Annotated in this window: 26 protein-coding genes; 14 read left to right on the forward strand and 12 right to left on the reverse strand. The window is 57.0% G+C overall.

Going from position 1 to position 23,997, the window contains the following annotated elements; all coding sequences use genetic code 11:
* Positions 1–71 precede the first annotated feature (71 nt).
* Entirely contained in the window at positions 72–284 is a 213-nt protein-coding gene (locus ACSSVC_RS17535) for a DUF3079 domain-containing protein (protein WP_492611072.1), read from the forward strand.
* A gap of 110 nt (positions 285–394) precedes the next feature.
* Entirely contained in the window at positions 395–1,018 is a 624-nt protein-coding gene (locus ACSSVC_RS17540; protein ID WP_492611073.1) for a DUF2239 family protein, read from the forward strand.
* Positions 1,019–1,130: 112 nt separating this feature from the next.
* On the opposite strand, the gene ACSSVC_RS17545 is transcribed toward ACSSVC_RS17540, so the two are convergent.
* Together ACSSVC_RS17545 and ACSSVC_RS17550 are read right to left on the reverse strand one after the other, a co-directional pair.
* Positions 1,131–1,751 carry a LysE family translocator gene (locus tag ACSSVC_RS17545; protein ID WP_492611074.1) on the reverse strand — a complete coding sequence of 207 codons (621 nt, stop codon included), beginning with the start codon at positions 1,749–1,751 and terminating at the stop codon, positions 1,131–1,133.
* Between the two features lie 251 nt (positions 1,752–2,002).
* The gene (locus ACSSVC_RS17550) at positions 2,003–2,590 is read right to left on the reverse strand and encodes an AidA/PixA family protein (protein WP_346632697.1); all 588 of its coding nucleotides are present in this window, start codon (positions 2,588–2,590) and stop codon (positions 2,003–2,005) included.
* Positions 2,591–2,949: 359 nt separating this feature from the next.
* On the opposite strand from ACSSVC_RS17550, the gene ACSSVC_RS17555 reads away from it, so the two are divergent.
* Positions 2,950–4,140 carry a PrpF domain-containing protein gene (locus tag ACSSVC_RS17555; RefSeq protein WP_446440119.1) on the forward strand — a complete coding sequence of 397 codons (1,191 nt, stop codon included), beginning with the start codon at positions 2,950–2,952 and terminating at the stop codon, positions 4,138–4,140.
* Between the two features lie 4 nt (positions 4,141–4,144).
* Here the strand turns inward: ACSSVC_RS17555 and ACSSVC_RS17560 are convergent, their stop codons facing one another.
* On the reverse strand, positions 4,145–4,486 hold the full coding sequence (locus ACSSVC_RS17560; RefSeq protein ID WP_492611075.1) for a low molecular weight protein tyrosine phosphatase family protein: 342 nt from the start codon (positions 4,484–4,486) through the stop codon (positions 4,145–4,147).
* 189 nt (positions 4,487–4,675) lie between these two features.
* Between ACSSVC_RS17560 and ACSSVC_RS17565 the strand changes: the two genes are divergently transcribed.
* The 3 genes from ACSSVC_RS17565 (at position 4,676) to katG (ending at position 8,365) form a co-directional block, all read left to right on the forward strand.
* Entirely contained in the window at positions 4,676–5,233 is a 558-nt protein-coding gene (locus tag ACSSVC_RS17565; RefSeq protein ID WP_492611076.1) for a helix-turn-helix domain-containing protein, read from the forward strand.
* A gap of 124 nt (positions 5,234–5,357) precedes the next feature.
* On the forward strand, positions 5,358–5,930 hold the full coding sequence (locus tag ACSSVC_RS17570) for an HD domain-containing protein (RefSeq protein ID WP_492611077.1): 573 nt from the start codon (positions 5,358–5,360) through the stop codon (positions 5,928–5,930).
* Positions 5,931–6,184: 254 nt separating this feature from the next.
* The gene (gene katG / locus ACSSVC_RS17575) at positions 6,185–8,365 is read left to right on the forward strand and encodes a catalase/peroxidase HPI (protein WP_492611078.1); all 2,181 of its coding nucleotides are present in this window, start codon (positions 6,185–6,187) and stop codon (positions 8,363–8,365) included.
* Positions 8,366–8,483: 118 nt separating this feature from the next.
* Here the strand turns inward: katG and ACSSVC_RS17580 are convergent, their stop codons facing one another.
* Positions 8,484–8,912: a hypothetical protein gene (locus ACSSVC_RS17580; protein ID WP_446440122.1), complete on the reverse strand. Its 429-nt coding sequence runs from the start codon at positions 8,910–8,912 to the stop codon at positions 8,484–8,486.
* Between the two features lie 222 nt (positions 8,913–9,134).
* On the opposite strand from ACSSVC_RS17580, the gene ACSSVC_RS17585 reads away from it, so the two are divergent.
* The 3 genes from ACSSVC_RS17585 to ACSSVC_RS17595 all read left to right on the forward strand — a co-directional run bounded on the left by ACSSVC_RS17585 (position 9,135) and on the right by ACSSVC_RS17595 (position 10,248).
* The gene (locus ACSSVC_RS17585) at positions 9,135–9,398 is read left to right on the forward strand and encodes a hypothetical protein (protein ID WP_492611079.1); all 264 of its coding nucleotides are present in this window, start codon (positions 9,135–9,137) and stop codon (positions 9,396–9,398) included.
* A 2-nt stretch (positions 9,399–9,400) separates the two neighbouring features.
* A complete protein-coding gene (locus ACSSVC_RS17590; RefSeq protein ID WP_492611080.1) occupies positions 9,401–9,535 on the forward strand; it encodes a DUF6360 family protein in 135 nt (44 codons plus the stop codon).
* A 140-nt stretch (positions 9,536–9,675) separates the two neighbouring features.
* Positions 9,676–10,248, forward strand: coding sequence for a hypothetical protein (locus ACSSVC_RS17595; RefSeq protein ID WP_492611081.1), 573 nt, complete (start codon positions 9,676–9,678; stop codon positions 10,246–10,248).
* On the opposite strand, the gene ACSSVC_RS17600 is transcribed toward ACSSVC_RS17595, so the two are convergent.
* Positions 10,243–10,941: a phytanoyl-CoA dioxygenase family protein gene (locus ACSSVC_RS17600; protein ID WP_492611082.1), complete on the reverse strand. Its 699-nt coding sequence runs from the start codon at positions 10,939–10,941 to the stop codon at positions 10,243–10,245. The genes ACSSVC_RS17595 and ACSSVC_RS17600 overlap by 6 nt on opposite strands.
* Before the next feature lie 432 nt (positions 10,942–11,373).
* Here ACSSVC_RS17600 and ACSSVC_RS17605 point away from each other — a divergent pair, with 432 nt between their 5' ends.
* Complete coding sequence (locus tag ACSSVC_RS17605; protein ID WP_492611083.1) at positions 11,374–11,667, forward strand: DUF3077 domain-containing protein; 294 nt, start codon at positions 11,374–11,376, stop codon at positions 11,665–11,667.
* A 210-nt stretch (positions 11,668–11,877) separates the two neighbouring features.
* Here the strand turns inward: ACSSVC_RS17605 and ACSSVC_RS17610 are convergent, their stop codons facing one another.
* From ACSSVC_RS17610 to ACSSVC_RS17630, 5 genes are all read right to left on the reverse strand, one after another.
* Positions 11,878–12,786 (reverse strand): hypothetical protein, encoded by a 909-nt coding sequence (locus tag ACSSVC_RS17610; protein WP_492611084.1) that lies wholly within the window; start codon positions 12,784–12,786, stop codon positions 11,878–11,880.
* Positions 12,783–14,246 carry an ATP-binding protein gene (locus tag ACSSVC_RS17615; protein WP_492611085.1) on the reverse strand — a complete coding sequence of 488 codons (1,464 nt, stop codon included), beginning with the start codon at positions 14,244–14,246 and terminating at the stop codon, positions 12,783–12,785. The genes ACSSVC_RS17610 and ACSSVC_RS17615 overlap by 4 nt, the downstream gene beginning before the upstream one ends.
* A 141-nt stretch (positions 14,247–14,387) precedes the next feature.
* Entirely contained in the window at positions 14,388–15,314 is a 927-nt protein-coding gene (locus ACSSVC_RS17620) for an SMEK domain-containing protein (RefSeq protein WP_492611086.1), read from the reverse strand.
* A gap of 213 nt (positions 15,315–15,527) precedes the next feature.
* Positions 15,528–17,357, reverse strand: a complete 1,830-nt coding sequence (locus ACSSVC_RS17625; RefSeq protein ID WP_492611087.1) for an AAA family ATPase — start codon at positions 17,355–17,357, stop codon at positions 15,528–15,530.
* A 291-nt stretch (positions 17,358–17,648) separates the two neighbouring features.
* Entirely contained in the window at positions 17,649–19,382 is a 1,734-nt protein-coding gene (locus tag ACSSVC_RS17630; RefSeq protein WP_492611088.1) for a DUF6119 family protein, read from the reverse strand.
* 272 nt (positions 19,383–19,654) lie between these two features.
* Between ACSSVC_RS17630 and ACSSVC_RS17635 the strand changes: the two genes are divergently transcribed.
* From ACSSVC_RS17635 to ACSSVC_RS17650, 4 genes are all read left to right on the forward strand, one after another.
* Complete coding sequence (locus ACSSVC_RS17635) at positions 19,655–19,936, forward strand: hypothetical protein (protein WP_492611089.1); 282 nt, start codon at positions 19,655–19,657, stop codon at positions 19,934–19,936.
* A gap of 396 nt (positions 19,937–20,332) precedes the next feature.
* On the forward strand, positions 20,333–20,554 hold the full coding sequence (locus tag ACSSVC_RS17640) for a hypothetical protein (protein WP_492611090.1): 222 nt from the start codon (positions 20,333–20,335) through the stop codon (positions 20,552–20,554).
* Positions 20,555–20,569: 15 nt separating this feature from the next.
* The gene (locus tag ACSSVC_RS17645) at positions 20,570–21,091 is read left to right on the forward strand and encodes a hypothetical protein (protein ID WP_492611091.1); all 522 of its coding nucleotides are present in this window, start codon (positions 20,570–20,572) and stop codon (positions 21,089–21,091) included.
* Positions 21,075–21,212: a hypothetical protein gene (locus ACSSVC_RS17650; protein ID WP_416756960.1), complete on the forward strand. Its 138-nt coding sequence runs from the start codon at positions 21,075–21,077 to the stop codon at positions 21,210–21,212. The genes ACSSVC_RS17645 and ACSSVC_RS17650 overlap by 17 nt, the downstream gene beginning before the upstream one ends.
* 38 nt (positions 21,213–21,250) lie before the next feature.
* Here ACSSVC_RS17650 and ACSSVC_RS17655 read toward each other — a convergent pair whose 3' ends face one another.
* Positions 21,251–21,862 carry a cupin domain-containing protein gene (locus ACSSVC_RS17655; protein ID WP_060838987.1) on the reverse strand — a complete coding sequence of 204 codons (612 nt, stop codon included), beginning with the start codon at positions 21,860–21,862 and terminating at the stop codon, positions 21,251–21,253.
* Positions 21,863–21,935: 73 nt separating this feature from the next.
* On the reverse strand, positions 21,936–23,888 hold the full coding sequence (locus tag ACSSVC_RS17660) for an oxidoreductase (RefSeq protein WP_492611092.1): 1,953 nt from the start codon (positions 23,886–23,888) through the stop codon (positions 21,936–21,938).
* Positions 23,889–23,997 lie beyond the last annotated feature (109 nt).

Here is a 23,997-nt window from a genome sequence, read left to right on the forward strand (position 1 = left end):
TCGGGATCAAGCGCCGAAGGCCCCAGGGGTTTTAAGCTGCAGGCTCCTCCATCCAGGTTCCGCGAGCCGCCATGGCCAAGCCCTTTCCCCTGAACCCCAAGCACCCCGAGCGAATCTGCTGGGGCTGCGACCGCTACTGCGCGGCCAATGCCCTGGCCTGCGGCAACGGTTCGGACCGCACCATGCACCCAGCGGAGATGTTCGGGGACGACTGGTACCTGGACGGCGACTGGGGCATCGAGCCACCCGCCGACAATGAGCCGGCGCCGAAACTGGCGGAGTAGCCGGCGTTTTTCGGCGGTGACGGTCCGTGTATTTAATATTACCCGGGTGATATTGAGATTTTTATTAATATCCGGGTAATATTCAGCCTCGTTTCCTTGAGGCCATTGCCATGTCTGATTTCCTCGCCCAACCCGTTACCGCTTTCCAGGCCCAGCAGGTGTTGGCGGCCGGCCCGTTGCTGGAGGTGGCGCTGGCGGTCAAGCGTGCCAGCGAAGAGGCGACGTCGCAGCCGTTGCTGGTGTTCGACGATGCCAGCGGCCGGGTCGTCGATCTCGACCTGCGAGGCAGTGTGGAGCAAGTGCGCCAGCGCCTGGCCGCCACGCCGCCGCCTGGCAACGGGCGCTATCGCCCGCGTCAGCCCGCCGTCGCGCCAATCGAGAGTGAAGAGGCAGCGCCCCGGGGGCGAGGGCGGCCCAAGCTTGGGGTCATCGCCCGGGAAGTGACGCTGTTGCCGCGCCAGTGGGAATGGCTGGCCGAGCAGCCGGGCGGTGCCTCGGCGGTGCTGCGCCGGCTGGTAGACCAAGCGCGGCGCAATGGCGCCGAACCGCAGCGCCAGCGGGCCGCGCAAGAGGCGGCCTACCAGTTCATGCTGGCCATGGGCGGCGACCTGCCCGGTTATGAAGAAGCGACCCGGGCGCTGTTCGCCGCGGACCTTGCGCGCCTGCAACAGTGCATCGAGCACTGGCCCGGGGATATCCGCGATTACGCTCTGCGTCTGGCCGGCGCGCTTTGACAGGCGAGCGATGCATCACTAACCCAAGGCGCTGCCTGAGCGGCCAGCCGGGCTGTGCGGTTCAGGCCGCTGGGGGAGTGGCCTGGCATTGGCGGTTCCTGGCCTGGCCGGACTAGCCGCGCCGCGCCATCAGCAGCACCGACGCCGCCCCCGACAGCAGCACCGCGCAGCCGCGATTGAACAGGCGCTTGCCCCGGGGTTCGGCGAACCAGCGACGCATGTGCAGGCCCATGTAGGCGTAGGCGCTGATGGCGATCCACTCCAGCCCCAGGAACAGCGCGCCCAGGATCAGGAACTGCGGGCCCATCGGCTGCGTCGGATCGACGAACTGCGGCAGGAAGGCGGTGAAGATCAGGATTGCCTTGGGGTTGCCCGCCGCCACCAGGAATTCCTGGCGCGCCAGGGGCCACAGACCGACGCGGATCGGTTCAGCGTCCCGTTCATTGCCGGGGTTGGCACGCCACAGTTGCCAGGCCAGGTACAGCAGATACCCCGCGCCCAGAATCTTGATGGCATGGAACAACAGTTCCGAGGTCTGCAGGACCACTGCCAGGCCGGCGGCGGCCAGGGCGATCATGGCAGCGAAGGCCAGCAACCGGCCGCTTCCCGCCAGGCAGGATTGGCGATAGCCGTAACGCGTGGCGTTGCTCACGGACAACAGGTTGTTCGGGCCGGGGGCCATGTTCAGGGCGAAACAGGCGGGGATGAACAGGCTCAGGGTGGCGAGATCCATACAGTCTCCGGGACAGCGCAAGGGGAACGGACCCACGCCATCGGCGACCGCGGGGCTGGCCGGGACGTTGTTGAGGCGGGGTCGATAAAATACGGGCCGCGTCGGGCAGGAGGCAAGTGTTCAGTTCGCAGTGGGTCAGCGGTTGGCCAAGGTTGAACGGGGTGGGAGCAGGGGCAGGAGGCGTCGACAGTGATCGGGCAGGGGCACGGCAAGTCCCTCTCCCCGTACCGACAGGGAGAGGGACAAGGCACTCAGTTGATATTGATGTAGGGGTCCCAGTCGCAGTAACCCACCACTTGATTGTCACTGTCGACAATCATGAAGGCCCAGGTGTAGGTGATGCTGCCTTGGCGCACGGCTTTGCCTTCCCAATAGAAATTCTTGACGCTCTGGGCGATGGGCTGCGCGGATGGATCGCCTTGATTGATGATCGGCATGGGCGTGTGGTTCAAGACCACCGGATTGATGTCTTGCACATAATTGGGGTTTTGTTGCGTCACTACCGGGGACGTCTGGGTGTACTGATACAGCAGTACCGAGTAGTACAGCCCCTCGGACAGGCTGGTGCTGCGCCAGCGGACCAGGTCGCCCTCCTTGAGGTTGACCGACAGTTCATCCGTACCTTCGCCGGCTGGGGAGTTGTTGCGTCTGGCCACCATATAGATCGCCTGACTGGAGAGCCTTACCCCGCTGGTGGTGAAGTTATAGAGGTGGCTGGGCTGCGTCGGGTCGCTTTTTTGCAGGTTGAACACTTGGCCGCTGTCGAATTGTTTGCCCTGGCTGTTGAGAATGGTGTCCACATCAATGGTGACCATGATGTCGATGATGTTGTCGTTCATGTCCAGCTCCCTGCTGTCGCGTTAGATGCCTGGAGTGCCCAGGCAAACAGGCAATCGAGTTTCCGGGCGCGGCCACTGAGCATCGGTACTCGGGTCCCGGTCTATCGGGCATCGGGCTTGATGCACTTCCATGAAGTCGCGAGTGGAATCTAGATCCTCAAGACGGTTAGTCAAATGGCCCACTCCAAAAAGAGCGAGTGCAAGACGAGCGGTGCAGGGCCAGGGTCAGGCGCTCGCTGCGGCGTCTTCAGTCAGGCCTGCGCCCCGGGATCGGCCGCGACGGTTTATCATGCTGCGCCGCTGCCCGTTGCCTGCCCGACAAGGGGCCGCTCTATTCGCCCACCGTGGAGGCGCCCGCCATGTCCGATCTGCCCAAGCCTGCTGCCATCCCTGAATTCCCCGTGTGCCACGCCCGTGGCGGCACCTCCACCGGACTGATCCTGGCCCGCGAAGCGCTGCCCCGGGACGAAGCCCTGGTGGAAGAACTGCTGCGCCACCTGATGGGCGTGCCGCTGCATGGCGAGTGGCCGGGCAATACCCAGATCACCGGCCTGGGGCGCGGCGGGCCCACCAGCAACAAGGTGTTCATCGTCGAACGCCGCCCCGGCGAGACGCGGATGATCAGCACCCTGGCGCAGCTGGCGGCGGGCAAGAGCGCCATCGACTGGAGCGTCAACTGCGGCAACATGTCCGCGGCCCTGCCGTTGTACGCCCTGCAGCGCGGCTGGCTGGAACCCGGGGAGGGCGGCGGGCAGATCGAGATCTACAACAGCAACACCCAGACCACGATGTATGCGCGCCTGGGGTTCGCCAATGGCCGGCTGCTGAGCGACACGCGGATTCCCGGGGTCAACGGGGTGTTTCCCGGGGTCGACCTGTTTCTCGACAAGCCGGTGGGGGCCAAGACCGGCGCGCTGTTCCCCAGCGGCAAACGGGTGGACCTGCTGGACGGCATTGCTGCCACCTGCATCGATGTGGCGGTGCCCATGGTCATCCTTCGCGCAGCGGACCTGGGCCAGACCGGCGAGGAAACCCCGGCCGAACTGGACGCCGACCCGCAGCTCAAGGCGCGTCTGCTGGAACTGATGGTGCAAGGCGGCCTGCGCATGGGCCTGCGTAAGCGCGATGGCAGCCTGATGAGCGCCGACGACCTGCGGCGCAGCGAAACCATTCCGAAGATCTGCATCGTCAGCCCGGCGCGCCACGGAGGGGATATCGCCACCCGCTACTTCACCCCACAGAACGCCCACCCGTCCCTGGCGGTGTCCGGTGGTTGCTGCCTGGCGGCGGCGTGCCTGGCCGAGGGCACCGTGGCCCATGCCTTGTTGGCGCGGGCACCGGTGATAGGCGAGGAGCCGGGCGAATACCCGCTGGCGATTGAAAACCCCGCCGGGGTGCTGGAGACCCTGATCAATGCCCGGCAGGTGGCCGGGGAACTGCTGATCGACGGCGCTGCCTACCGGCGCAGCGCGCAGATCCTGTTGCAGGGCCGCACGCCGCTGTACAACGCCTCGGCGGAACTGATCGCCGCCTTGCCCCAAGGGCAATGACGGTTCAGCGCAGCTCCTGGCTTGCAGGGAGAAACTGCGGCACCTTCTGCCGCAGCAACTGGATCAGTTGCGGGTCCATGAAGTCGTAATCATCGGGAATGTTCAGGCAGACAATCTGCTGGTTGTTCAACTGCGCCTTGAAGCGCTTGCGCAGTTTTTCCCGGTGGCGGGTTTCCATCACCACAATCAGCCCGGCCCATTGCACCAGCTCCGGACCCAGGGGCACTTCGGCATCGTGGTTGAGCCCCGCCGACGCGGTCTGGATGCCCGGCCAGTCGGCGAACACCTGTTCGGCGGTGGGGCTGCGCAGCTTGTTCTGGCTGCAGACAAACAAGACATTGAGCATTGGGCCAAACTCCTTGGCACAGACGCCCGGCCCGTAAAGGGCGGGGCAAAGGTGCTGATTTTTCGGGGCTTTGGCCGCGCTGTCCAGCTACTTGTGACGGGGCGGGCGAATGGCGTTGGTCAGCGCAAGTTGCCCGCCAAGCGCCGAGGCTGCGAAACTGCCGGCCCCTTTACTCGCATCGCCCAGGCCATGTCCGCAGCCTTATTCACCTCACCCCATCTGGGCCTGGCCCTCAGGCGCTGGCGCCTGTTGCACCGGGTCAAACAGCAGCACGCCGCCGAGCTGTTCGGCGTGGCGCAGTCGAGCATTTCCCGCTGGGAAAACGGCCGGCAGGCCATGGAACCGGCAGAGCGCGCGCGCCTGGAACAACTGCTGGCAGCCAACCTCAGCGCCGCCGCCGATCAGGCCCTGGCGCGGTTGGTGAACGACAGCCCGCGCGCCGTGCACCTGGTGTGCGACCTGACCCACCGCCTGCTGGCCTGTTCGCCGACCCGCGCCGGGCAGTTCGGCGTGCCTTTGAGCGAGCTGCTGGGCCAATCCCTGTGGGGCTTCTGTACCGAGGAAATCATCCGCAAGGAGACCGCCCTGGATGACCTGGGCTGGCGCGCAGCACTGGCGCCGCCGTCCCTGGAGTTCTTCAGCGGCCGCAACGATTCGGCCATCGTGCCCATCGCCCCCAGCCAGTGTCGCTGGACTCGCCTCAACCTGTCCGACGGCAACGCCGTGCGGCTAGTGGAAACCCTCTGAAGCGCTTGTCGAGGCACGCCACGCATATTTTATCCGTGGACCGGTATCTGCCTGCTGGCTAGTCTGGCAAGCCATCGCCCGCTGCCCACGGCGCGGGCCTCGTTCACTTGCAGCAGGCTTGTCCATGACCCCCGAACTTCTCAGCGGCCGTCTTGAATTCCTCCGTGAAGCGGAAAAACTCAAGGACGTGCTGCGCAGTGCCCACACCTCCAGCGGCCGCCAGGAAAGCACCGCCGAGCACAGCTGGCGCCTGTGCCTGATGGCGTTGCTGTTCGAAGACCAACTGGGCGAACTGGACCTGCTGCGGGTGCTGAAGCTGTGCATCGTCCACGACCTGGGGGAAGCCATTCACGGCGACATCCCGGCGGTGGCCCAGGCGGCGCACCCGAACAAGAGCCAGCAGGAACGCGACGACCTGCAGTTTCTCGCCCGGTCCCTGGACGCCCCGGCCCGCCAACGCCTGTTGGACCTGTGGGATGAATACGAGGGCGCCGCCAGCGTCGAGGCGCGCACGGTCAAAGCCCTGGACAAGCTGGAAACCCTGCTGCAACACACCCAGGGCCAGAACCCGGCGGACTTCGACTACCGCTTCAACCTCGATTACGGTCGCCGCTACACCGATGCCAGCCCGTTGTTCCAGGCCCTGCGTCAGCAGATCGACATCGACACCCAGCGTTGCCTGGACGCCCAGGGCTAAGCAGCGGTTCACGATGTGCCGTGCTTGCCTTATGCGCCGTTGAACATACCTGAGCGTCGCTTGCCAGAGGATGAGCAGGCTGCAGGGGGCAGGGCGCCCGCTGGGAGCCTGGCACGGGTCATGGTTTTTTTCTGGCAGGGTCATCAAGCGAAGCTATTTTTACCTTCGCTTGTCCTTCACTACGCTTTTCACACGGTTGTCCAACCCGGGGCCAACGTCGAGCGGCAGGTTTTCGATGACCGAAGGAGTGATCCATGTCCAATGAATCCAAGTGCCCGTTCAAACACACCGCCGGCGAAGGCACCAGCAACCGTGACTGGTGGCCCGGCCAACTGAACCTGAAGATCCTCCACCAGCACTCGCACCTGTCCGACCCCATGGCCGAGGGCTTCGACTACGCCGCCGAATTCAACAGCCTCGACTTGGCTGCGGTGAAACGCGACCTGCTGGCCTTGATGACCGACTCCCAACCCTGGTGGCCGGCGGACTTCGGCCACTACGGCCCGCTGTTCGTGCGCATGGCCTGGCACAGCGCCGGCACCTACCGCATCGCCGATGGCCGTGGCGGCGCCGGGGGCGGGCAGCAGCGCTTCGCCCCGCTCAACAGCTGGCCGGACAACGTCAGCCTGGACAAGGCGCGGCGGCTGATCTGGCCGATCAAGCAGAAATACGGACGCAAGATTTCCTGGGCCGACCTGATCGTGCTCACCGGCAACGTCGCCCTGGAATCCATGGGTTTGAAGACCTTCGGCTTTGCCGGTGGCCGCCAGGACGTCTGGGAGCCGGAAGACAACGTCTACTGGGGCAGCGAAACCACCTGGCTCGACGACCAGCGCTACAGCGGCGACCGTGAGCTGGAGAACCCCCTGGGGGCGGTGCAGATGGGCCTGATCTACGTCAACCCGGAAGGCCCCAACGGCAACCCCGACCCGCTGGCGGCGGCCCGGGACATCCGCGAAACCTTCGCCCGCATGGCCATGGACGACGAAGAAACCGTGGCCCTGATCGCCGGCGGCCACACCTTCGGCAAGACCCACGGCGCCGGCCCCGCGACCCACGTCGGGCTGGAACCGGAAGCGGCCGGCCTGGAAGAACAGGGCCTGGGCTGGCGCAGCAGCTTCGGCACAGGCGTCGGTGGTGATGCCATCACCAGCGGCCTGGAAGTGATCTGGACCACCACCCCGACTCGCTGGAGCAACGACTTCTTCGACCACCTGTTCGGCTTCGAATGGGAGCTGAGCACCAGCCCGGCCGGCGCCCACCAATGGCGGCCCGTGGGTGGCGCCGGGGCCGACAGCGTGCCCGACCCTCACGACCCGAGCCGACGCCGCACGCCGTCGATGCTCACCACCGACCTGGCGCTGCGTTTCGACCCAGCTTACGAGGCGATCTCCCGGCGTTTCCATGAGCACCCCGAGCAACTGGCGGAAGCCTTCTCCCGGGCCTGGTTCAAACTCACCCACCGCGACATGGGCCCCCGGGCCCGCTACCTGGGCCCGGAAGTGCCGGCCGAAGAACTGATCTGGCAAGACCCGATTCCAGCGGTGAACCACCCACTGATCGACGCCCAGGACATCCAGCAGCTCAAGGGCCAGATCCTCAACTCGGGCCTGTCCGTGGCGCAACTGGTGTCCACCGCCTGGGCCTCGGCCTCGACCTTCCGCGGCTCGGACAAGCGCGGCGGCGCCAACGGCGCACGGATTCGCCTGGCCCCGCAAAAAGACTGGGAGGTCAACCAACCGCAGCAACTGGCCCAGGTGCTGCGCGCCCTGGAAGCCATCCAGAGCGCCTTCAACAGCGCCCAGGCCGCTGGCAAACGCGTATCCCTGGCGGACCTGATCGTCCTCGGCGGCTGCGCGGCGGTGGAACTGGCGGCAAACAATGCCGGCTACAGCATCAGCGTGCCCTTCGCCCCGGGGCGCATGGACGCCAGCCAGGAACAGACCGACGTCGAATCCTTCGCCGTCCTCGAACCCGTGGCCGATGGCTTCCGTAACTACCTCAAGCCGGTTTCCGGCGTCACCGCCGAAGCCCTGCTGGTGGACCGAGCACAACTGCTGACCCTCAGCGCCCCGCAACTGACCGTACTGCTGGGCGGCCTGCGGGTGCTGGGGGCCAACGTCGGGCAATCGCCCCACGGCGTGTTCACCACCAGACCGCAGACCCTGAGCAACGACTTCTTCATCAACCTGCTGGACATGGGCACCCAATGGAAACCCCTGTCCGAGGCCCGCGACCAGTTCGACGGCAGCGACCGCGCCAGCGGGCAATACAAATGGAGCGGTACTCGGGTTGATCTGCTGTTGGGCTCCAACTCCCAGTTGCGGGCCCTGGCCGAGGTGTATGCGGCGGCAGATGCGGGTGAGCAGTTCGTGAAGGACTTTGTCGCGGCCTGGGACAAGGTAATGAACCTGGACCGGTTCGATTTGCGCTGAGAGGTTTGCAAACCGGGTAAAACCACAACGCCTCCCTAGGGAGGCGTTGTTGCAGAGCGCTCGCGGCACGAGCGCTGCAGATCAACGAGCGTCGCACCTGCAGCGCCCGCCCGACACTTTATTTGGTCTTGAGGTACTCATTGAGAAACGCCTGGGCATCGCCATAGCTGGACAGGTTGCTGTCATAACCCACCTTCAGCGGCTTGGCCTCACCCGGCAGATGCAGCTCGCCATAGCCTTCCTGAAGCAGCAGCACCACGAACTTCTGCCCGTCCACCTGCGTGAAGTAACGGGTGTCGCGGTCGGTTTGCTCCACGCTCATTTTCTGAATGCGCATGTTCCAGTCGTGGTCGGCGTCTTCCACCTGCACCAGCGCCTGCTGGGCGCTGCGCTCACCGATGCGCAAGGTCCAGACCTTCACCCCGTGCGGCCCGGTGTAGGCCAGGATCTTGTCCGCCACCTGTGGCCGTTCCTCGGCCTGAGCCAGCCCGGTTCCCAGTACCCACGCCATGACCCATGCCGCCGCCCAACGGTAATAAAGCTGCATCCTTCTAGCTCCTGAACATAAAAAGGGGCGGATATTGAAGCCGACCCGGGCGGCGCTGCCAAGCACCCGAGGCAACAGGCGGGATAAAAAAACCATCGTGTACAACCCGCGCCGGGCGAGGCGCGAGTGGGTTACCATCCGCCGCCTGGGCGCCAAGGCACAACGCATGCGCATGCCCGGCAAGGGAGCCAGCAAATCCCCAGCCTCTTAAGGACACCCCCCATGAGCAAACTGACAGCGCTGATTGAACAAGCCCGTGAAGGCCTTAGCATCCAGCAAAACATCTCCCCGATCGGCTGGGAACTCATCTCCAGACAATGCGGCGCGGCGGAAATCGCCGAGATCAAAACCCGCATCGCCTCACTCAAAGCCGTCCGCGAAGCCGTCGAAGAATGGGACGGCGACACCCGCGATGACCTGTATTTCGCCATCGCCAACTTCACCCGCCTGCTGGAACTGGCCACCGCCTACGCACAAGGTGAATGAACATGCCGGCTGAGCGCACAACGGATTATGTCGAGAGCAGCGAGGGCGCCGTGTGCCTATGGATAGAGCAGGGCAGTGCCATTCATCTCAAGGCCATCAGCCCGCACAACGCCCCGGTGGAACTGACGGCAGAATAGGCCCTGGAACTGGCCCAGGCACTGCAACGTCTGGCCAGCCGCCTTGCGGACTGAAAGCAGCCCCAAGACCCGCGCCCACGCAACTACCTGGGCAACGACACACCTGAGAGGAACAGCCCCTGTTTAACGAACTAGTGTTTTTGCCCGAAGACCCCGACCAGGGCTCCGCCTACCTCGGCGGCAACCCCTACCTGCCTGAGTCCATCCCTTGGCCCACCGACTCGACGGGCGTCCCCTTGCTGCACCTTGCCAGCCTGCCGGCCAGCGTTATCAATCGATACCTTGCAGCCATGCAATTGAATGACGAGCTGGTGGTTTCGCTGTTTACGCCTTACTCAATCGTCAGCGATACCTACATCGACCAAGCCATGCAAGAGGGCGGCAAGGTGCTGGCCTACAGACCCGCGGCGCGACAGGTGGATGGTTACGGACAGCCCATCACCCCGGCGCGGCGAATCGAAGTGGTTGAAAATCCGGGGCAGGACAGCGACGAAAACGGCCTGGCCAAGATCGCCGGAATACCCGCCTGGATTCAGGGGCAAGAGACACGCCCAGGCTTGAACTATGTGCTGCAGATCAACAATTCCCGGCTGAACAGGGCCGCTCCAGGGCACAAGGGCATTTTGGTCGGCGGAACCGGCTATCTGCTATTGAAGCAAGGCATTGATGACGAAGACCTGATGGCCGGGGCCCTGATCATCCAGAGTTCATAAGACAGGGGGCGGGCCCTCAGCCCACGAGGGCAAATCCTTGGGATCGAAGCGCTCGCGGGTGTCCATCTGAACATTGCGCTGGCTCGCGGTTTGCTGCTGGCTGGCGTACAGCGGCTCGGCAAAGTAACTGATCAGCAGCGAACGCCGGCGCGCGCCACTGGGGTTGTGGCAGGCCCCGTGCACCAGATCGACATCGAACAGCAGAATGTCCCCCGCAGCACCGGACAGCTGCACCGTGCGGGATTCATCGGCGAAGTCGAACGGCGGCTCCTGCGCACCGGGGCGATGACTGCCGGGAACCAGACGCGTCGCCCCGTTGTGCGGCCCATAGTCGTCGAGATAGGCGATGGCATTGACCACATCCCCCGGCCGTTGCACCGACAAGTCACGGTGCAACACCTGATGACCGCCCCCGGCCACGGGCTCACGGCCCTCCACCTGGGACAGATAGAAACGCTCGCCGATCAACTCGCCCACCACCGCCAGCACCTGGGGCAAGCGGCATAGGGCCTGCACCCGCACATCCATATCCAACTGCGAATGGCGCCAGTCCCAGCCACGGGGCACGGGCCATTGGTCCGACGGCTTTACCCCGGCATCGAAGGTGGCGCGCAGGTCCGCCAGCCAGTCGAGCGGGATGGCTTGGCGCAGCAGGGTATAGCCATTGCGATGGAGTTGTTCGCGGGCGGTCATGGGGGGCTGGATATCCTTATCTGAAATAACGTGCCGAGCATACCTGTGGGCAAAAGCCCTGGACATAACTGGCGATGGTTTAGCGATTGCCTCGATGCGAACAGACCGCCTAGTCTGCGGCGGTCGCTGCAAAATCAGCGACCGGGCCTGAGAACCCGGTAAGATGCAGGCGCACAAGCGCCCGCCCATGAATGCAGGCGCATTTTTGTGCCCGTCTGTTCGTGTTATGGCGGCTGTGCGTGGGAGACCTTCGGGTCTGCCGGGTTCCTGTATCTCCGGTTTCTCAGCCCGCGCACAGCTGCCACCCACTCGCCTGAGAACGAAGGTGGCAGCTCTCATTACCGATATGGGAGTTTCAATCATGTACGCCCGTAATCTGTGTGGATCTACCCTTCGTAATACCCGTCTCCTGGCTGTTGTAGGAGGTGTCCGATGAGCGCTTCAGCCTCAGTCAAGACACTGGGGTTCGTCACCTTTGGCAGTTGTGATGATCCTGAACTAACACTGTTTCGCGTGAACGCTGATGTGCCTTTGGAGCAGGCGTTGGAGCATGCCTCTACTTTGTTGTACTACGCCAAGAAACTTGCACTTGATGCCGCAATGGAAGAACAAGGGGAACGCTATGCTTGGGCTTCGCACTTTTTGGCGGAGATGGGTAAGGCGGTGATTGATGATGTGTGTTTGGGGTTGGCGGGAAGAGGGATTGGGGGAGGAACTCTGAGTTAGGGCAATACCGCATTAGGTAGAGAGAAACACCGCTTATCGCTGCTTATAAGCGGTGTCTCTATTGCTTGAGAGGCTGCATTCGGCCACAAGACCGACAGTCTGCTGTAGTGCCTTTCTATACAATGAGCGATTGGGAGTAAGATTTTATTAGACCATTGCGAGTTTAGTCCTAGCCAATAAACACGTTTGAATCGCAAATACTGCAAACAACTAAGGTGTCAGAAGGTCGTGAATATCAGCAAACAACTTTCCTAACGTGCGGCTGCGATAATTTTCTCGATCAAATCTAGTTAATGTTTTTTCATTAGCGGTAAAATTCAGTTGTGGATTGGCCTGTAAATTTTCCCATGCAAGCTTGGCATTGGCGTACTCCACCGCGTCAAATAAAGATTGAGCATATCGTTCGACTATCATGAACGTCTCTACTGAGCGCTTGGTGGTATCGCAACCTGGCCGCCGTGCAGTCACGCCAATTTTAATACCATTCGGATCGCTTTCAAGCATATCCAGCAAATAGCTATTTTTAAGAGGATGGTAGAGATGAAATGATATCTGTTCGGAGTCAAACAGAGGGTGTAAGTGTTGATATTTGTGGAAGTCCGCCGAACCTTTCAGAGAGGTGTTGCAATTAGTGCAGGCGGGAATGAGATTACTAAGCGTGAGCGCTAGATGGGGATACGCATCCTTGTAGTAGAAGTGATCCAGAGGAGGGCGATAACCTCGTTTCCGTTGAGAGTCAAGTACCGTCTTGGCATCGACCTGGTGGCAATATGGGCATACTTTTATTCTTGATTTTTCACATAGCTTGTAAGCGTCCCAGCCAACTTTTTTCTTAATAAAGTTATCGTAGCTAAAGATTTTCTGGAGTTCAATCATGAACTGCTCTCGAAAGTCGCCTGCTTTTTTCTTGTAAGCTTCAAAAATAATGATGCTTTTAGTAACATCTTGTAAGTCAGAAGAGTGCAGTAATGCTTCGACGTGGCGTATAAATCCAAATGTGATTGTATGAGGACCACCCTGTTTCATTGCTGCTCTAAAATAGCGTTCTATAATGCTCTTGAGAAATGCTCCATGGTCCGCTCTGGCATCATCCCAATTACTAGAAATCGAAATGATCATGCCTTCCCCTCAAAGCTCACCAGCCTGTCGAGTTCTGCTAAGATGATCGGATTGTCAATGCTGTCCGCGACGATCTTATCCCTTTTGCCCTCAATACCCTCTTTTAGATTATTGATGAGCTCATTAATACGCTGAGATGCAAATTCTCCGATCGTTCTGGACTGAAAAGACTGATTAAGCAAGGCATGCAACGTGGCCGCAAACGCAATGGGTGTTTTGCCATGAGCACCGTCATCTAGGCGGCATACGAATTGTTTGGGCACATCGGTAGCCAGTAGAGGCGAATGTGTGCTCATTACGACTTGCAATGTCTCCAAACCGCGCTTATCTCTTTCCATCGCTAAGAATTGGTTTAACTGATGTATATAAATTCGCTGCCATTCTAGATGTAGAAAGGCATCACCTTCGTCTATCAATAGCAAGATGTTTTTTCGCCGTTTTGCCATCGAACTCAACGCTTTCGCTATTCGGCAGAATTGTGACATCAGCGCTGCCTGACCGGAGCTCATGCCATCTAGACAAGTAGTAAAATATCCAACGCTCGCGGACTCAGGAGAGGACGGAGCGAAGTCTTCAATATGAAGTGTAAAGCGCTTTGATAATTTCGACGCTAATTTTGCTCGAGCTCGACGAAATAAATTAGTGTGCCCCAATATATAGTGTGCATTATAAATATCATCAACGTATCGTTGGGTCGGTTTATCAGGATTTGCAGGTCGTCCGCTCAAAGGAATTGATAGGCATATATTTAAAATACTTAAAATTATGTCACGACTATTTTTTTGTCTGACTGCTTTCTGAAGTACCAGCAGTGTTGCCATGACTAACCCGCGATCAACCTCATAAGAAAGGTAGGCATGCAGCGCTGAGCGGGCTGCCTCTTTTTGGTCCCAAAAATTGACCAAATTTACCACTTCAGGATCTAGGGCCATATCATACAGCCGATCGAAAACAGGGGTGCCTGGAAACAAGCTTAGTTTTGGAGGCACTTCATGATCATAAAGAACATCTATTACATTTTGGATGGTTTCCGAGATATTCCAGTTGGCATTGAATTCGACAATAGGCTTAAATCCAAAAAACTCCATCACCCGGGCTTGCTTCGCGATTTCGAACATGTCGAGATTATTCGAGCGGCGAGCGGAAGCATCGAGCAAATTGTCTAGCCTCTTGAAAGTTGGTCCGTAAGGAACAGCTGAATAGTAGATCACGCCCCAATCCTCGACAGCGGAGGAACTGTGCAAGGGGCCATCGTTCACCATATGGACTTGGATGTCACTCGCAATCACGCTATTGAACTGTCCGGAAAAGTACTCGGCGATCTGTTTGAGTAACATACTTTTGCCTGAGCCGTTGGGTCCGATTAGTAATGACAATGAACATACATCGAAAATATTAGATGTGGCGCTATTCCTCATCAGTATAGTTTTGTTTCCTGCTTTGATTTTGGAAATAAGCATCTGAAGTGCTGGCCTCGATTGGTCTTAGCGGGTCTGATCTATTTTTTTTGTATTATTTAAACCCGCATCCATTATTCTGAATTGCGCAACGATAAGGCTGCGATGTGTGAATGACCCTGTTCTAGATATAATATAAAAATCTCACTGACTTAGGTTTGCGTTAATTCTTAGTAGTTCGTCTTTGATTCGGTCTGCGCTTGCGGCGATAGGGTCGCGAATTCCCATCATGATAGCGAAAGATTTCCAGAACTCACCTTTTTGGGCGTCTTCGGCCGTAGGTCGGCAGTTCCGACTAACGCTGTCCCACAAGATTGGAAAATTCTCCCGTACGCTATTTTCGCAGTTTTGTAGAGCTCTACAAATGTTGGAAAATTCCTCAGCGGCCACAGCGTTGGAAATTAGCTTGGAACCATTCCTCTGTAGGCTAATACGAACCTCTCGGATAGCTGCCAACATGTCAAAAGGTTCTTCGTGTCGTTCAAGCTGATAAAAAACTGCCCGATCTAGAAAAGTCAGATTCGCCGCTAGTTCTTTTTGAGATTCTTTTAGGAAGGCAGTTCTTTCTTGAAATAAATGGGGGAGAAAATTCTTCACAACACTTGCAGTCTTTCGCAAAACATCCAGATTACAAGTATTAAGTTTCTGGATTAACGAATCAAAATCCATAACGTGCTGGCCGATATCAAAGACTACACCCACGCAGCAAAGCTTCACGGTATAGGTTTTCTGCTTCGGTTGCAAAAAGAAGAAATACAAACTCTTAATGGACTGCTTTAGGTTTGATGTTGCGACGACCTCCAAAGTTTTATTTATCTTGCCTGAAGATGGATCGGATGAAATTTGAATGCCGATTTTTTGTGTTCGATCGACCAAATCTATACCAGGGTAGTTTGCTGAGCCAACTAGTTCAAGATTCCAGCCAAAGATCGTATTCAGAAGCGGTGCCACAAACCCCTCTGCAGCTTTGTTTGTATCTAAATTTCCAGTTATACCGCAGCTCTGGACATAATGCTGGTACGTAGAGAATCCAGTGAGGATCTCCTTTATCAATCGTTCATTCTCGAGCATGGAAATTCCTTTTTCTCTCTAAAAGTTTTAGTTTTCGAGTTCTATTAAACTTATGGCGGGCAATGATACCAGTGTCATTTATTATTTAGCGAGGTGCCATGCGTCTTTAGCGCGAACGTCTGCTTCTGGCCGATAGCGGCCATTGGTGGACCAGATCTGCCAGGCTTCGGTAAAAGTAATGGCCTCAAACATGCTGCTTCTGGCGTCCAGCGCTCAACCGATTAAGGTCTGCAGGCCCTCAATCAACTCTTTAAGCTCCGAGTGATCCAAACCGTTCTCTCGATAACTGGAACGCTGGAGCATTTGATCAGCAGTCATCAACGGCCAGAATCGGTCAATGACGTCATTAGGGTTAATACGCGCTGCCGATCCGATTAACTTCTTGGCGTCGCAGGTATCGGAGAAATCCACTCTGATTCCGAGCTGGGCTTCGATCAAATCTGGGCATAGGTAGTTTTCGATTTCTCGTTTGCGCGTCGAGTAGAACAATCGGCCCTGGGCCTCGACCTCTCCCTTACGCTTGGCAATCGCAGCCATTTGCTCGGTGGTACCCCCGATGTCCGAATCCAAAAAAACGCACCACGGAAGTCCAAGATCATCTGCAAGATTGAGGGTGACCCAATGTTTTACGCTGCCGCAGCCACCTATCAGAATTGGGACGATTCCAAGATCCTCCAAGCTAGAGGCAAGCAGCCCTGCAGCCTTGAGCGTATTGGCTGCATGCCGAAGGAAGATCACGTCTGACTTACCCTCTACCAATACTACCGCGCGAGCGCGCTCAAGACCTGTCTCCGGAAGCACACCGAGGCTTTCAGCCGCTTCCTTCAGTACGTCGTTACCAGGCATTTTGACGGTCGGGTAACCGTTTTCGTCCTTGGTTACGTAACGGATTCCCTCTATGGGCATCAGCCCAGCCAAGGCTGGCACATGCGTGGTAACGATGATTTGCCGGCAGGGATGCAGAGACAGTTCAAGTAGCGCCCGCATCAGCATCACTTGGTAGTTCGGATGCTGAGAGGTTTCTGGTTCCTCGATGGCGTAGATGACGTCGCGCTGGGTGTCCACTACGGCTTTCTCCGCCTCAGCGCGGAAGAAGTTGAGAAGAATGAGGCGACGTACGCCGCTCCCGCGTTTGTTGATCGGTATGCCGTCCTCACCATCCAAGGTGAAGTTGAATACCCACTTCGGCTTATCTTTGAAGCGTGGAGTCAATTCGTTGGCCAGTTCAGGTGCCATCTCTCGCAACTTGTCGAGGGTGCGAGAAGCCACTTCCAATACGCTGGCTTCGATTTGACGCTCCAATTCATTGATTTGGCCCTGAAGTTTGGCCTGAGCCTCCTTGACCGCTTGCTGCAGCGGATTTTTTGCTTCGGCATCGCCATCACTGCTCTCCCTGTCCGCTTTGAACAGAGCAAAGACAGGTAACTGTGTTTCGATTTTTTCCCAGATGGATTTGTTGTCAGTCGAAAGCGCTTTGCTAATATCTAGGATTGTGTCTTGACAGGCTATCTGTCCGGCCGCACGGCGGATGGCCTGGCGCCACAGTGAGGCTACTCGCTTGTCGGCAACCTGTTCGGCTATCCCGCGCTGCTCCCCAAGCTTTTTAAGATCGGCCATCTTCAGACTGAGTAGAGTTGCCAATTCCGGGTCCGCAGGATGCTGGCAACGAAGGGCTATCCGCTCGATTTTTCCGGTACTTGCCTTGTAAGTTTTGACAATCTCCAGCGCTTCCTCTGCATTCAGAAGGTACTCATCTGCCAAGGTCGTCTCGGTAACCTCGTCCAAAACCATACGCTCGGGAAGCCCATCGAACTCGCACGCGATTTCAAATTGGTCGGCGCCTTCCGCCAGGCTGAAGCAGTTCATGTCGTTCTTATCAGGCTTGAACCCTTCCGTCTCAAAGAAGACGGCCAAGGCTTCGAGAATGCTGGATTTGCCATAGTCGTTACGACCAACGATGCCAGTCATGGCTTGGTTGGCGGGGATCACTGTAGTGGTGCGATAACCGCGAAAGTGCGTGAGTTTGACGGACTTGAGGCGCATCGTGATTTCCCTATCTGAAGTTAAGTCAATAAGGGGGAACTAGAGCCAGTCTAGGCAGAGAAATGCCCAGCTGCGCGCAGCCAACATATGGAAAAATTCGCAACGACTCTGATCGGCAAGGGGGCAGAGGATCATTAATCGCCTTCCGTTTCTCACAGTTTCCGAGTTCGTGAGTCGTTACTGATGTGGCTACCGCTCAACGTCGCCCTAGTTGAGGTATCGTCGGCGAATAAATGCAATCGGCCCATAGCAGCCGCTCAGTAGCTACTAAAGGTTCAGTGCTGTCTCTTCTTACTGATGGGAAATGACCTTGATATAATTTTTCTTAATAACTGGTATAAACCTTATTATGATGTTGTGAAATTTACATGTGTTGCGTAAGTGTTCATGCATCAGTTTTAATTCATATTGAGCCATCAGTGGTATTTCAGTTTTAATGGGAGTGGCTGAGCGCTGATCATATAGCAGCCAGAGGCAAACAACATAGTCCTTTCCATGTATGTCCGCTATATTAGATTTTATATAGTCTAAATATTCTGCCTTTTTTGTGCTGGCAGATAAGCTTATGTGATTCCTAATCTCGCTCAGGAAGAACTGATCGTTAATGAAGGCATGGCAATAGAATTGAGCCTGTGAGAATAGATAATTTGTTGAGGAAGAGTTTTTGTATGGTTTGCAATGAATAATCCGGATCTTTTTATCGTTGGTGAAATCTAGAATGTCACAAAATTCTTTGTCTTTACGACCAAAGCCGATTTGAAGTTTTGCTTGGTCAAACAGCACGCACGAGGGGCGTATTTCACAAATTTTTTTGTTAAAAATGCTCTCTCTATTCTGCATTTTTATGTCATCACTGATATCTATCCCTCTATAAATTTCCTCGCAAACCTCTTCATGGAGAGTGACTTTAGTGAAATTAGTTATTTCGGTGTAGAAGTCATTGTCTACCTCCAGCCATTTCCCATCGCTTAATACAAAATATTTATTCCCTAGGCTCTGCTCAAAAGATAGGCAGTTATACAGGGGCCATCTTTTATACCCTAGCACCCGATCATCTTCATATGAGTACGCATAAATATTTTTTGATTTAAGCTTTGCGGTGGTTATTTTTTCAGATGACATGTGTTCGAATATTTGAGAGATTTCTAAGTGCGCATAAGTTTTATTGTTGGATTTTTTATTGTTTGAATAGGCGAAGCCATAATCCGAATCAATCAGGACCTCTGGTATCCCAAGACTAATGTTGCACGTATTTTTTAAACGAAGCTGGGTGACTAAAAGCTCGTCTAACTCATTGCTTTCTGACTCCGTTGCCTCGTCAAAATGCTTGTAGTTTGGAAATAATTTAGCGTACTCCTTGCTCGCATAAGCCAGTAAAAAATCCTCGCAGTAGTCGATCAGTGCCTGCCAACTTAGCTTCTCTTTTCCAATAATTTTTATTGTTAAATTGTTTCGGCCTTGAAGGGTTATATTTTTGTGATTTTTCATGTGAGCTGAAATATACCGCAGATCTTCCGCTTCACTGAGTCCAAAAGCGAAAGAATCAATCGGCTTATTTACCTGTCTGTCAATATGTGTTGGTGTTATTGCGTGGCTCTCACTTTTTGTCTGGCGTATTTCTTCATTGCCACACATATTCATAGCTGTTTTTATTCCAAAGTCCGGCTCAAAAGCATCGTGATCAAGATAGCTTGCGGCACTCCGCCCAAAGGTCGCAGCAAATACTCTACTATTTACTGTTAAAAATAAAATCCCATTTGGGTTCTTGCTTACTGAACTGAAGCGTGGCGCTTCGTCCGAAGCGAGTTTTTCGTTGATGAAGCTTAGCCATGGTGGGTTTGATTTTGTGGTTGAGGTTTCAAAGTATATAAATTGACAATCTGTTTCATTGATTGAGAATTTGAACTCTTTTGCGGACAAGTTTCTTGAAATATCTTTTTTTTGATCAAATATGGAGTCGACTTTTTTATTTTCTCTTGCGAGAAAAAATGATATTTGTGCAATTTCAACTCCCTGTTCGGTCATGGCATTCCCTCGGGTTAGTTACGCATTATTCAATAGCTAAGCATTATTATTTCTTATGTCAATAAATAGCCCTTGGCTTTGTGGCCATGGCTGAAAATTTTCTCTGGACAGGGAACTGAGTCCGATTCTCACCGGTATGCTTCTAGCAGGAAGCAAACGCTGGTACTGCATACGACTATGCTAGCCCCTGGTGAAGTGACAACAGAAAAGCAGATATCCTCCGCATCAACCTAAAGACGGTTTATTCAAACGCTCTGTTTAAGGGACCAGACATGATCGTTGAAATCACCGAATTCAGAAAACTGCTAGAGACCGGGTGGCGCTATCTGGATGGAGCCGCCACCCTCGCTGAGTTGAACGGTCGAGCAAGGGCAACATTGGAGGCTGGACACTTCTGGGGAGCGGCAGCGCCGATCATGGAAGTCGCCCTAGACTGGGAGCACATGATTAACCGCGCCTGGAATGAAATGGCCGAGCACCACGCTCCGCTGACCGAGGTCCAGTTCAGCGAGTGGTTGCGGCAGCAGTTCTACTTCCCGGCCCGTGACACCTAGTTTTCAGTAAACAAAAGAGCGGTGCGCGGCGCTACTGTTCAGCAGCATCCCCCTCAAAACGTCGACGGCATAATCATCCAAATCACCACCGCATCCACCCACAGCTCAAAACACCCCGACAGCACATATCCCGCTTCTTCCCCCATCATGGCTGTAACTTGTAGTGTTACGGTGGGCTGGTTACCCTCCCGAATGCGGCGGCCGGAGCGTGGTGAACGTGCGCGTTATGCTAAATGGGCGAGTTCCCCCGTTTGAAGTATCAAATACAAAGATCATTTTTTATTATGGAGAGGCTGAAGTGCTCGAAAGGTTGGAAGCGCTCATTCTGTTCTCTACCAACGTATGGACGATTCAGCTGCAATCGTAATCACAACGAAGATACAAAGGACGTTCCCAGTGGAAAAAGCTTCTCTTAAGAGTTTTTTGGCTATTGTTTCTGTTTTTTTAGCCACATTCGCAAGCGCGAATGAAAACAATCTAAAAGTATCCGCAGAAAGTGAAGCGCTGTACTTCAAAGCGCTGCCTTACCTAGAAAAAATCGATGAAGTACAAAACGATATGTTCACTTTTCGAAAACAGTTAGCAGTCAACGAAAAGGTTCCCGACCAAAAAAAATAACAATATAGAGACGAAATGCTTCCGCTTGTAAAAGAAGGAATGCTTTTGCTCAAGCGTTCAGCTGAGGAAGGCAACCCAGCAGCGCAGTACCGTCTAGCGTTGATGTTGTCGACTTTTGAATCTCGCGATCAAGTCGCCGAAAAAGTCTGCACTCTCCTAAAGTCCAGTTTCAGTAACGGATTTACTCCAGCGGGTTTGCAGATGCTTTTCTATTGCTTCGATGAGGTTAAAACACCTGGGTATCGGTCACTTGTCGAGGCGTTGCCTAATGATGAAACCCTGTATAGCAGGTACTACCCCCAGCCAACGATGATGCCGAGTTGCGATAGAAATAGTCGCTCTGACAGCAAACCAATCGTGTTGCTCGACGAAAAAAGTTTTCGCGCCAACCTTTATATGAGTATGGCGACTCAAATGTTGACGCAAAACCTTAAGCAAGAGCAGCTGCGGTTTCTCAATAAAGCCGCCGAGCATGGATGCACCAGGGCAATAGAAAGGCTAAAGCTCAGCAGCGCCCCTAATGGAGCTCACCCGTAACTGGGAGCACATGATTAACCGCGCCTGGAATGAGATGGGCGAGCAACACGCTCCGCTGACCGAGGCCCAGTTCAGCGAGTGGTTGCGGCAGCAGTTCTACTTCCCGGCCCGTGACAGCTAGTTATCAGTAAGCAAAAGAGCGATGCAGGGCGCTACCGCTCAAAACGTCGGCGGCGTTATCACCCACAACACCACCGCATCCTCCTCCCCAGGATTCCCATACTTATGCGGTTCCTGGCTGGAAAAGCTAAAGCTATCCCCCTCACTCAACTGAAAATACCGTTCCCCCACCCACAGCTCAAAGCTCCCCGACAGCACATACCCGGCTTCCTCGCCTTCATGGCTGTAACTCTCCTTGCTGTAGGTCCCCGGTGGAAAGCGTGAGTGCAAAAACTCCAGCTGCCGGGTCGGTTGTGGGGTCAGCAGTTGATCGATGATCCCGTTCTCATAATTCACCTGCAGCCGCTGTTTCTTGCGCACGACATAGCCCTGGTCCTCTGGTGCGGTCTGGGTTTCGCTGGCGAAGAACCATTGGATGGTCACGCCCAGGCTGCGGGCGATGTTGAACAGGGCGGGGATGGAGGGGTAGGCGAGGTTGCGTTCCAGTTGGCTGATGTAGCCGGCGGTGAGTTCGCTCTGTTGCGCCAGTTCGCTCAGGGTCAGGCCGCGGCGTTTGCGCAGGCCGCGGATACGGGTGCCAAGAAACTGTGGGCCGCCAGGGGCTTGGTTGTCGCTGCCGGGCTCGGGCGGCGTCTTGCTGCTTTGATTCATGGCGGGCTCCGGACCAGGTGAACGGGCGCATCCGGGCACCCGTCCTGCAAAAGCCCTGGAGTATAAAGCAGCCTCAAAGCGCCCAGGCGACTTTCAAACCTTCATGGATGGCTTCTTCCACGGTGCGCGGTGCCAGGCAGTCGCCGATGCGTTGGAAGGGCACCAGGCCTTTGAGCTGCTGGCCGAGGTCGTCCACCGATTGGTGGCCTTGGCACAGGACCAGGCTGTCGACGTTTTCCAGCAGCATGGGTTCGCCGCTGGCGGTGTGTTGCAGGTAGACGGTGCTGTCGTCGCAGCCGTAGAGGCGGGCGTAGGGAATGATCGGGACCGCCAGTTTGTGCAGTTCGCCGGCCAGTTGGTCGCGCACGTACAGCGGCAGGTTTTCGCCGCAGTGGGTGCCGTTGACCGCCAGTTGCACTTGGTGCCCGGCGCGTACCAGGCGTTCAGCGATGCCGGGGCCAATCCAGTCGCAGCGCCAGTCGGCCACCACCACGCTGCGGCCCAGTTGCACTTCGTCCCGCAGTACTTGCCAGGCGTCCACCACTTGCAGGTCGCCGCCGCGTTCGAAGTTCGGCCAGTAGGGCTGGGCGCCGGTGGCGATGATCACGTGGTCGGGGTTTTCCCGCTCGATCAGGGCGCGGTCGACCCGGGTGTTGCGCAGCACTTCCACGCCGGCCAGTTGCATTTCCCGTTGCAGGTTGGTGCTGGCGCCGCCGAATTCGCTGCGCCGGGGCAGCAGTTGCGCCAGCAGCACTTGGCCGCCCAGTTGCGCGCTGGCTTCGTAGAGGGTCACGCGGTGGCCGCGTTGGGCGGCGACGGCGGCGGCTTTCATCCCGGCCGGGCCGCCGCCCACCACCAGGATGCGTTTGCCGCGGGCGCTGGGCTTGGGCTGGCCGTAGAGCAGTTCGCGGCCGGTTTCCGGGTGCTGGATGCAGGAAATCGGCAGGCCCTTGTGGAAGTGGCCGATGCACGCCTGGTTGCAGGCGATGCAGGCGCGCACGTCGTCGCTGTGGCCGCGCTCGCTCTTGTTGGGCATCTGCGGGTCGCAGATCAGCGCGCGGGTCATGCCGCACACATCGGCCTGGCCCTTGGCGATGATGGCCTCGGCTTCCTGGGGCTGGTTGATGCGCCCGGTGACGAACAGCGGGATCGACAGCCCGGCCTTGAAGGTGCCGGCTTCCCGGGCCAGATAGGCCGCTTCCACCGCCATGGGCGGCACTATGTGCACCGCGCCGCCGAGGGAGGCCGAGGTGCCAGCGACGATGTGCACGTAGTCCAGTTGCCCTTGCAGCAGTTGCACGGCGGCTAGGGATTCGTCTTCGGTGAGGCCTTCGGGGTCGCGTTCGTCGGCGGAAATCCGCAGGCCGATGATGAAGTCTTGATCGGTGCTGGCGCGCATGGCGTCGAGGATTTCCCGGATAAAGCGCAGTCGCTGTTCCAGCTCGCCGTTGTAGCCGTCACTGCGGCGGTTGACCCGCGGGTTGATGAACTGCGCCGGCAGGTAGCCGTGGCTGGCCACCAGTTCCACGCCGTCCAGCCCGGCCTGATGCAAGCGCCGGGCGGCGTCGGCGTAGCCCTGGATGATCTCGTCGATCATGTCCTGGTCCAGGGCCCGGGGCATGACCCGGAAGCGTTCGTTGGGCACCGCCGAAGGGGCGTAGGCCACGGCCAGCAGGCCGTCGGCGGACTCCATGATTTCCCGCCCCGGGTGGAAGATCTGCGACAGCACCACCGTGCCGTGGGCGTGGCAGGTTTGGGCCAGGCGCCGGTAGCCGTCGATGCAGGCGTCGTCGGTGGCCATCAGCACGTGGCTGGTGTAGCGCGCACTGTCGTGGACCCCGGCCACCTGCAGCACGATCAGACCGACGCCGCCTTCGGCCCGGGCGCGGTGGTAGGCAATCAGCTGTTCGTTGACCAGGTTGTCGGTGGGCATCGAGGTGTCGTGGCCGCTGGACATGATGCGGTTCTTCAGGCGTTTGCCACGGATCTGCAAGGGTGCGAACAGGTGCGGGAAGGCGCTGGTCATTGCGGTGACTCCAGGCGGGCCAAGGGCAGGGGAGCGCAGCCTTGGCGTTGTTATTGTGGGCCTATCAAAATTTACCGCCAGTAAAAAATCAACTTGTTTTTTTACTAAG

The sequence above is a fragment of the Pseudomonas sp. E1BtOHC1 genome, assembly GCF_058744285.1.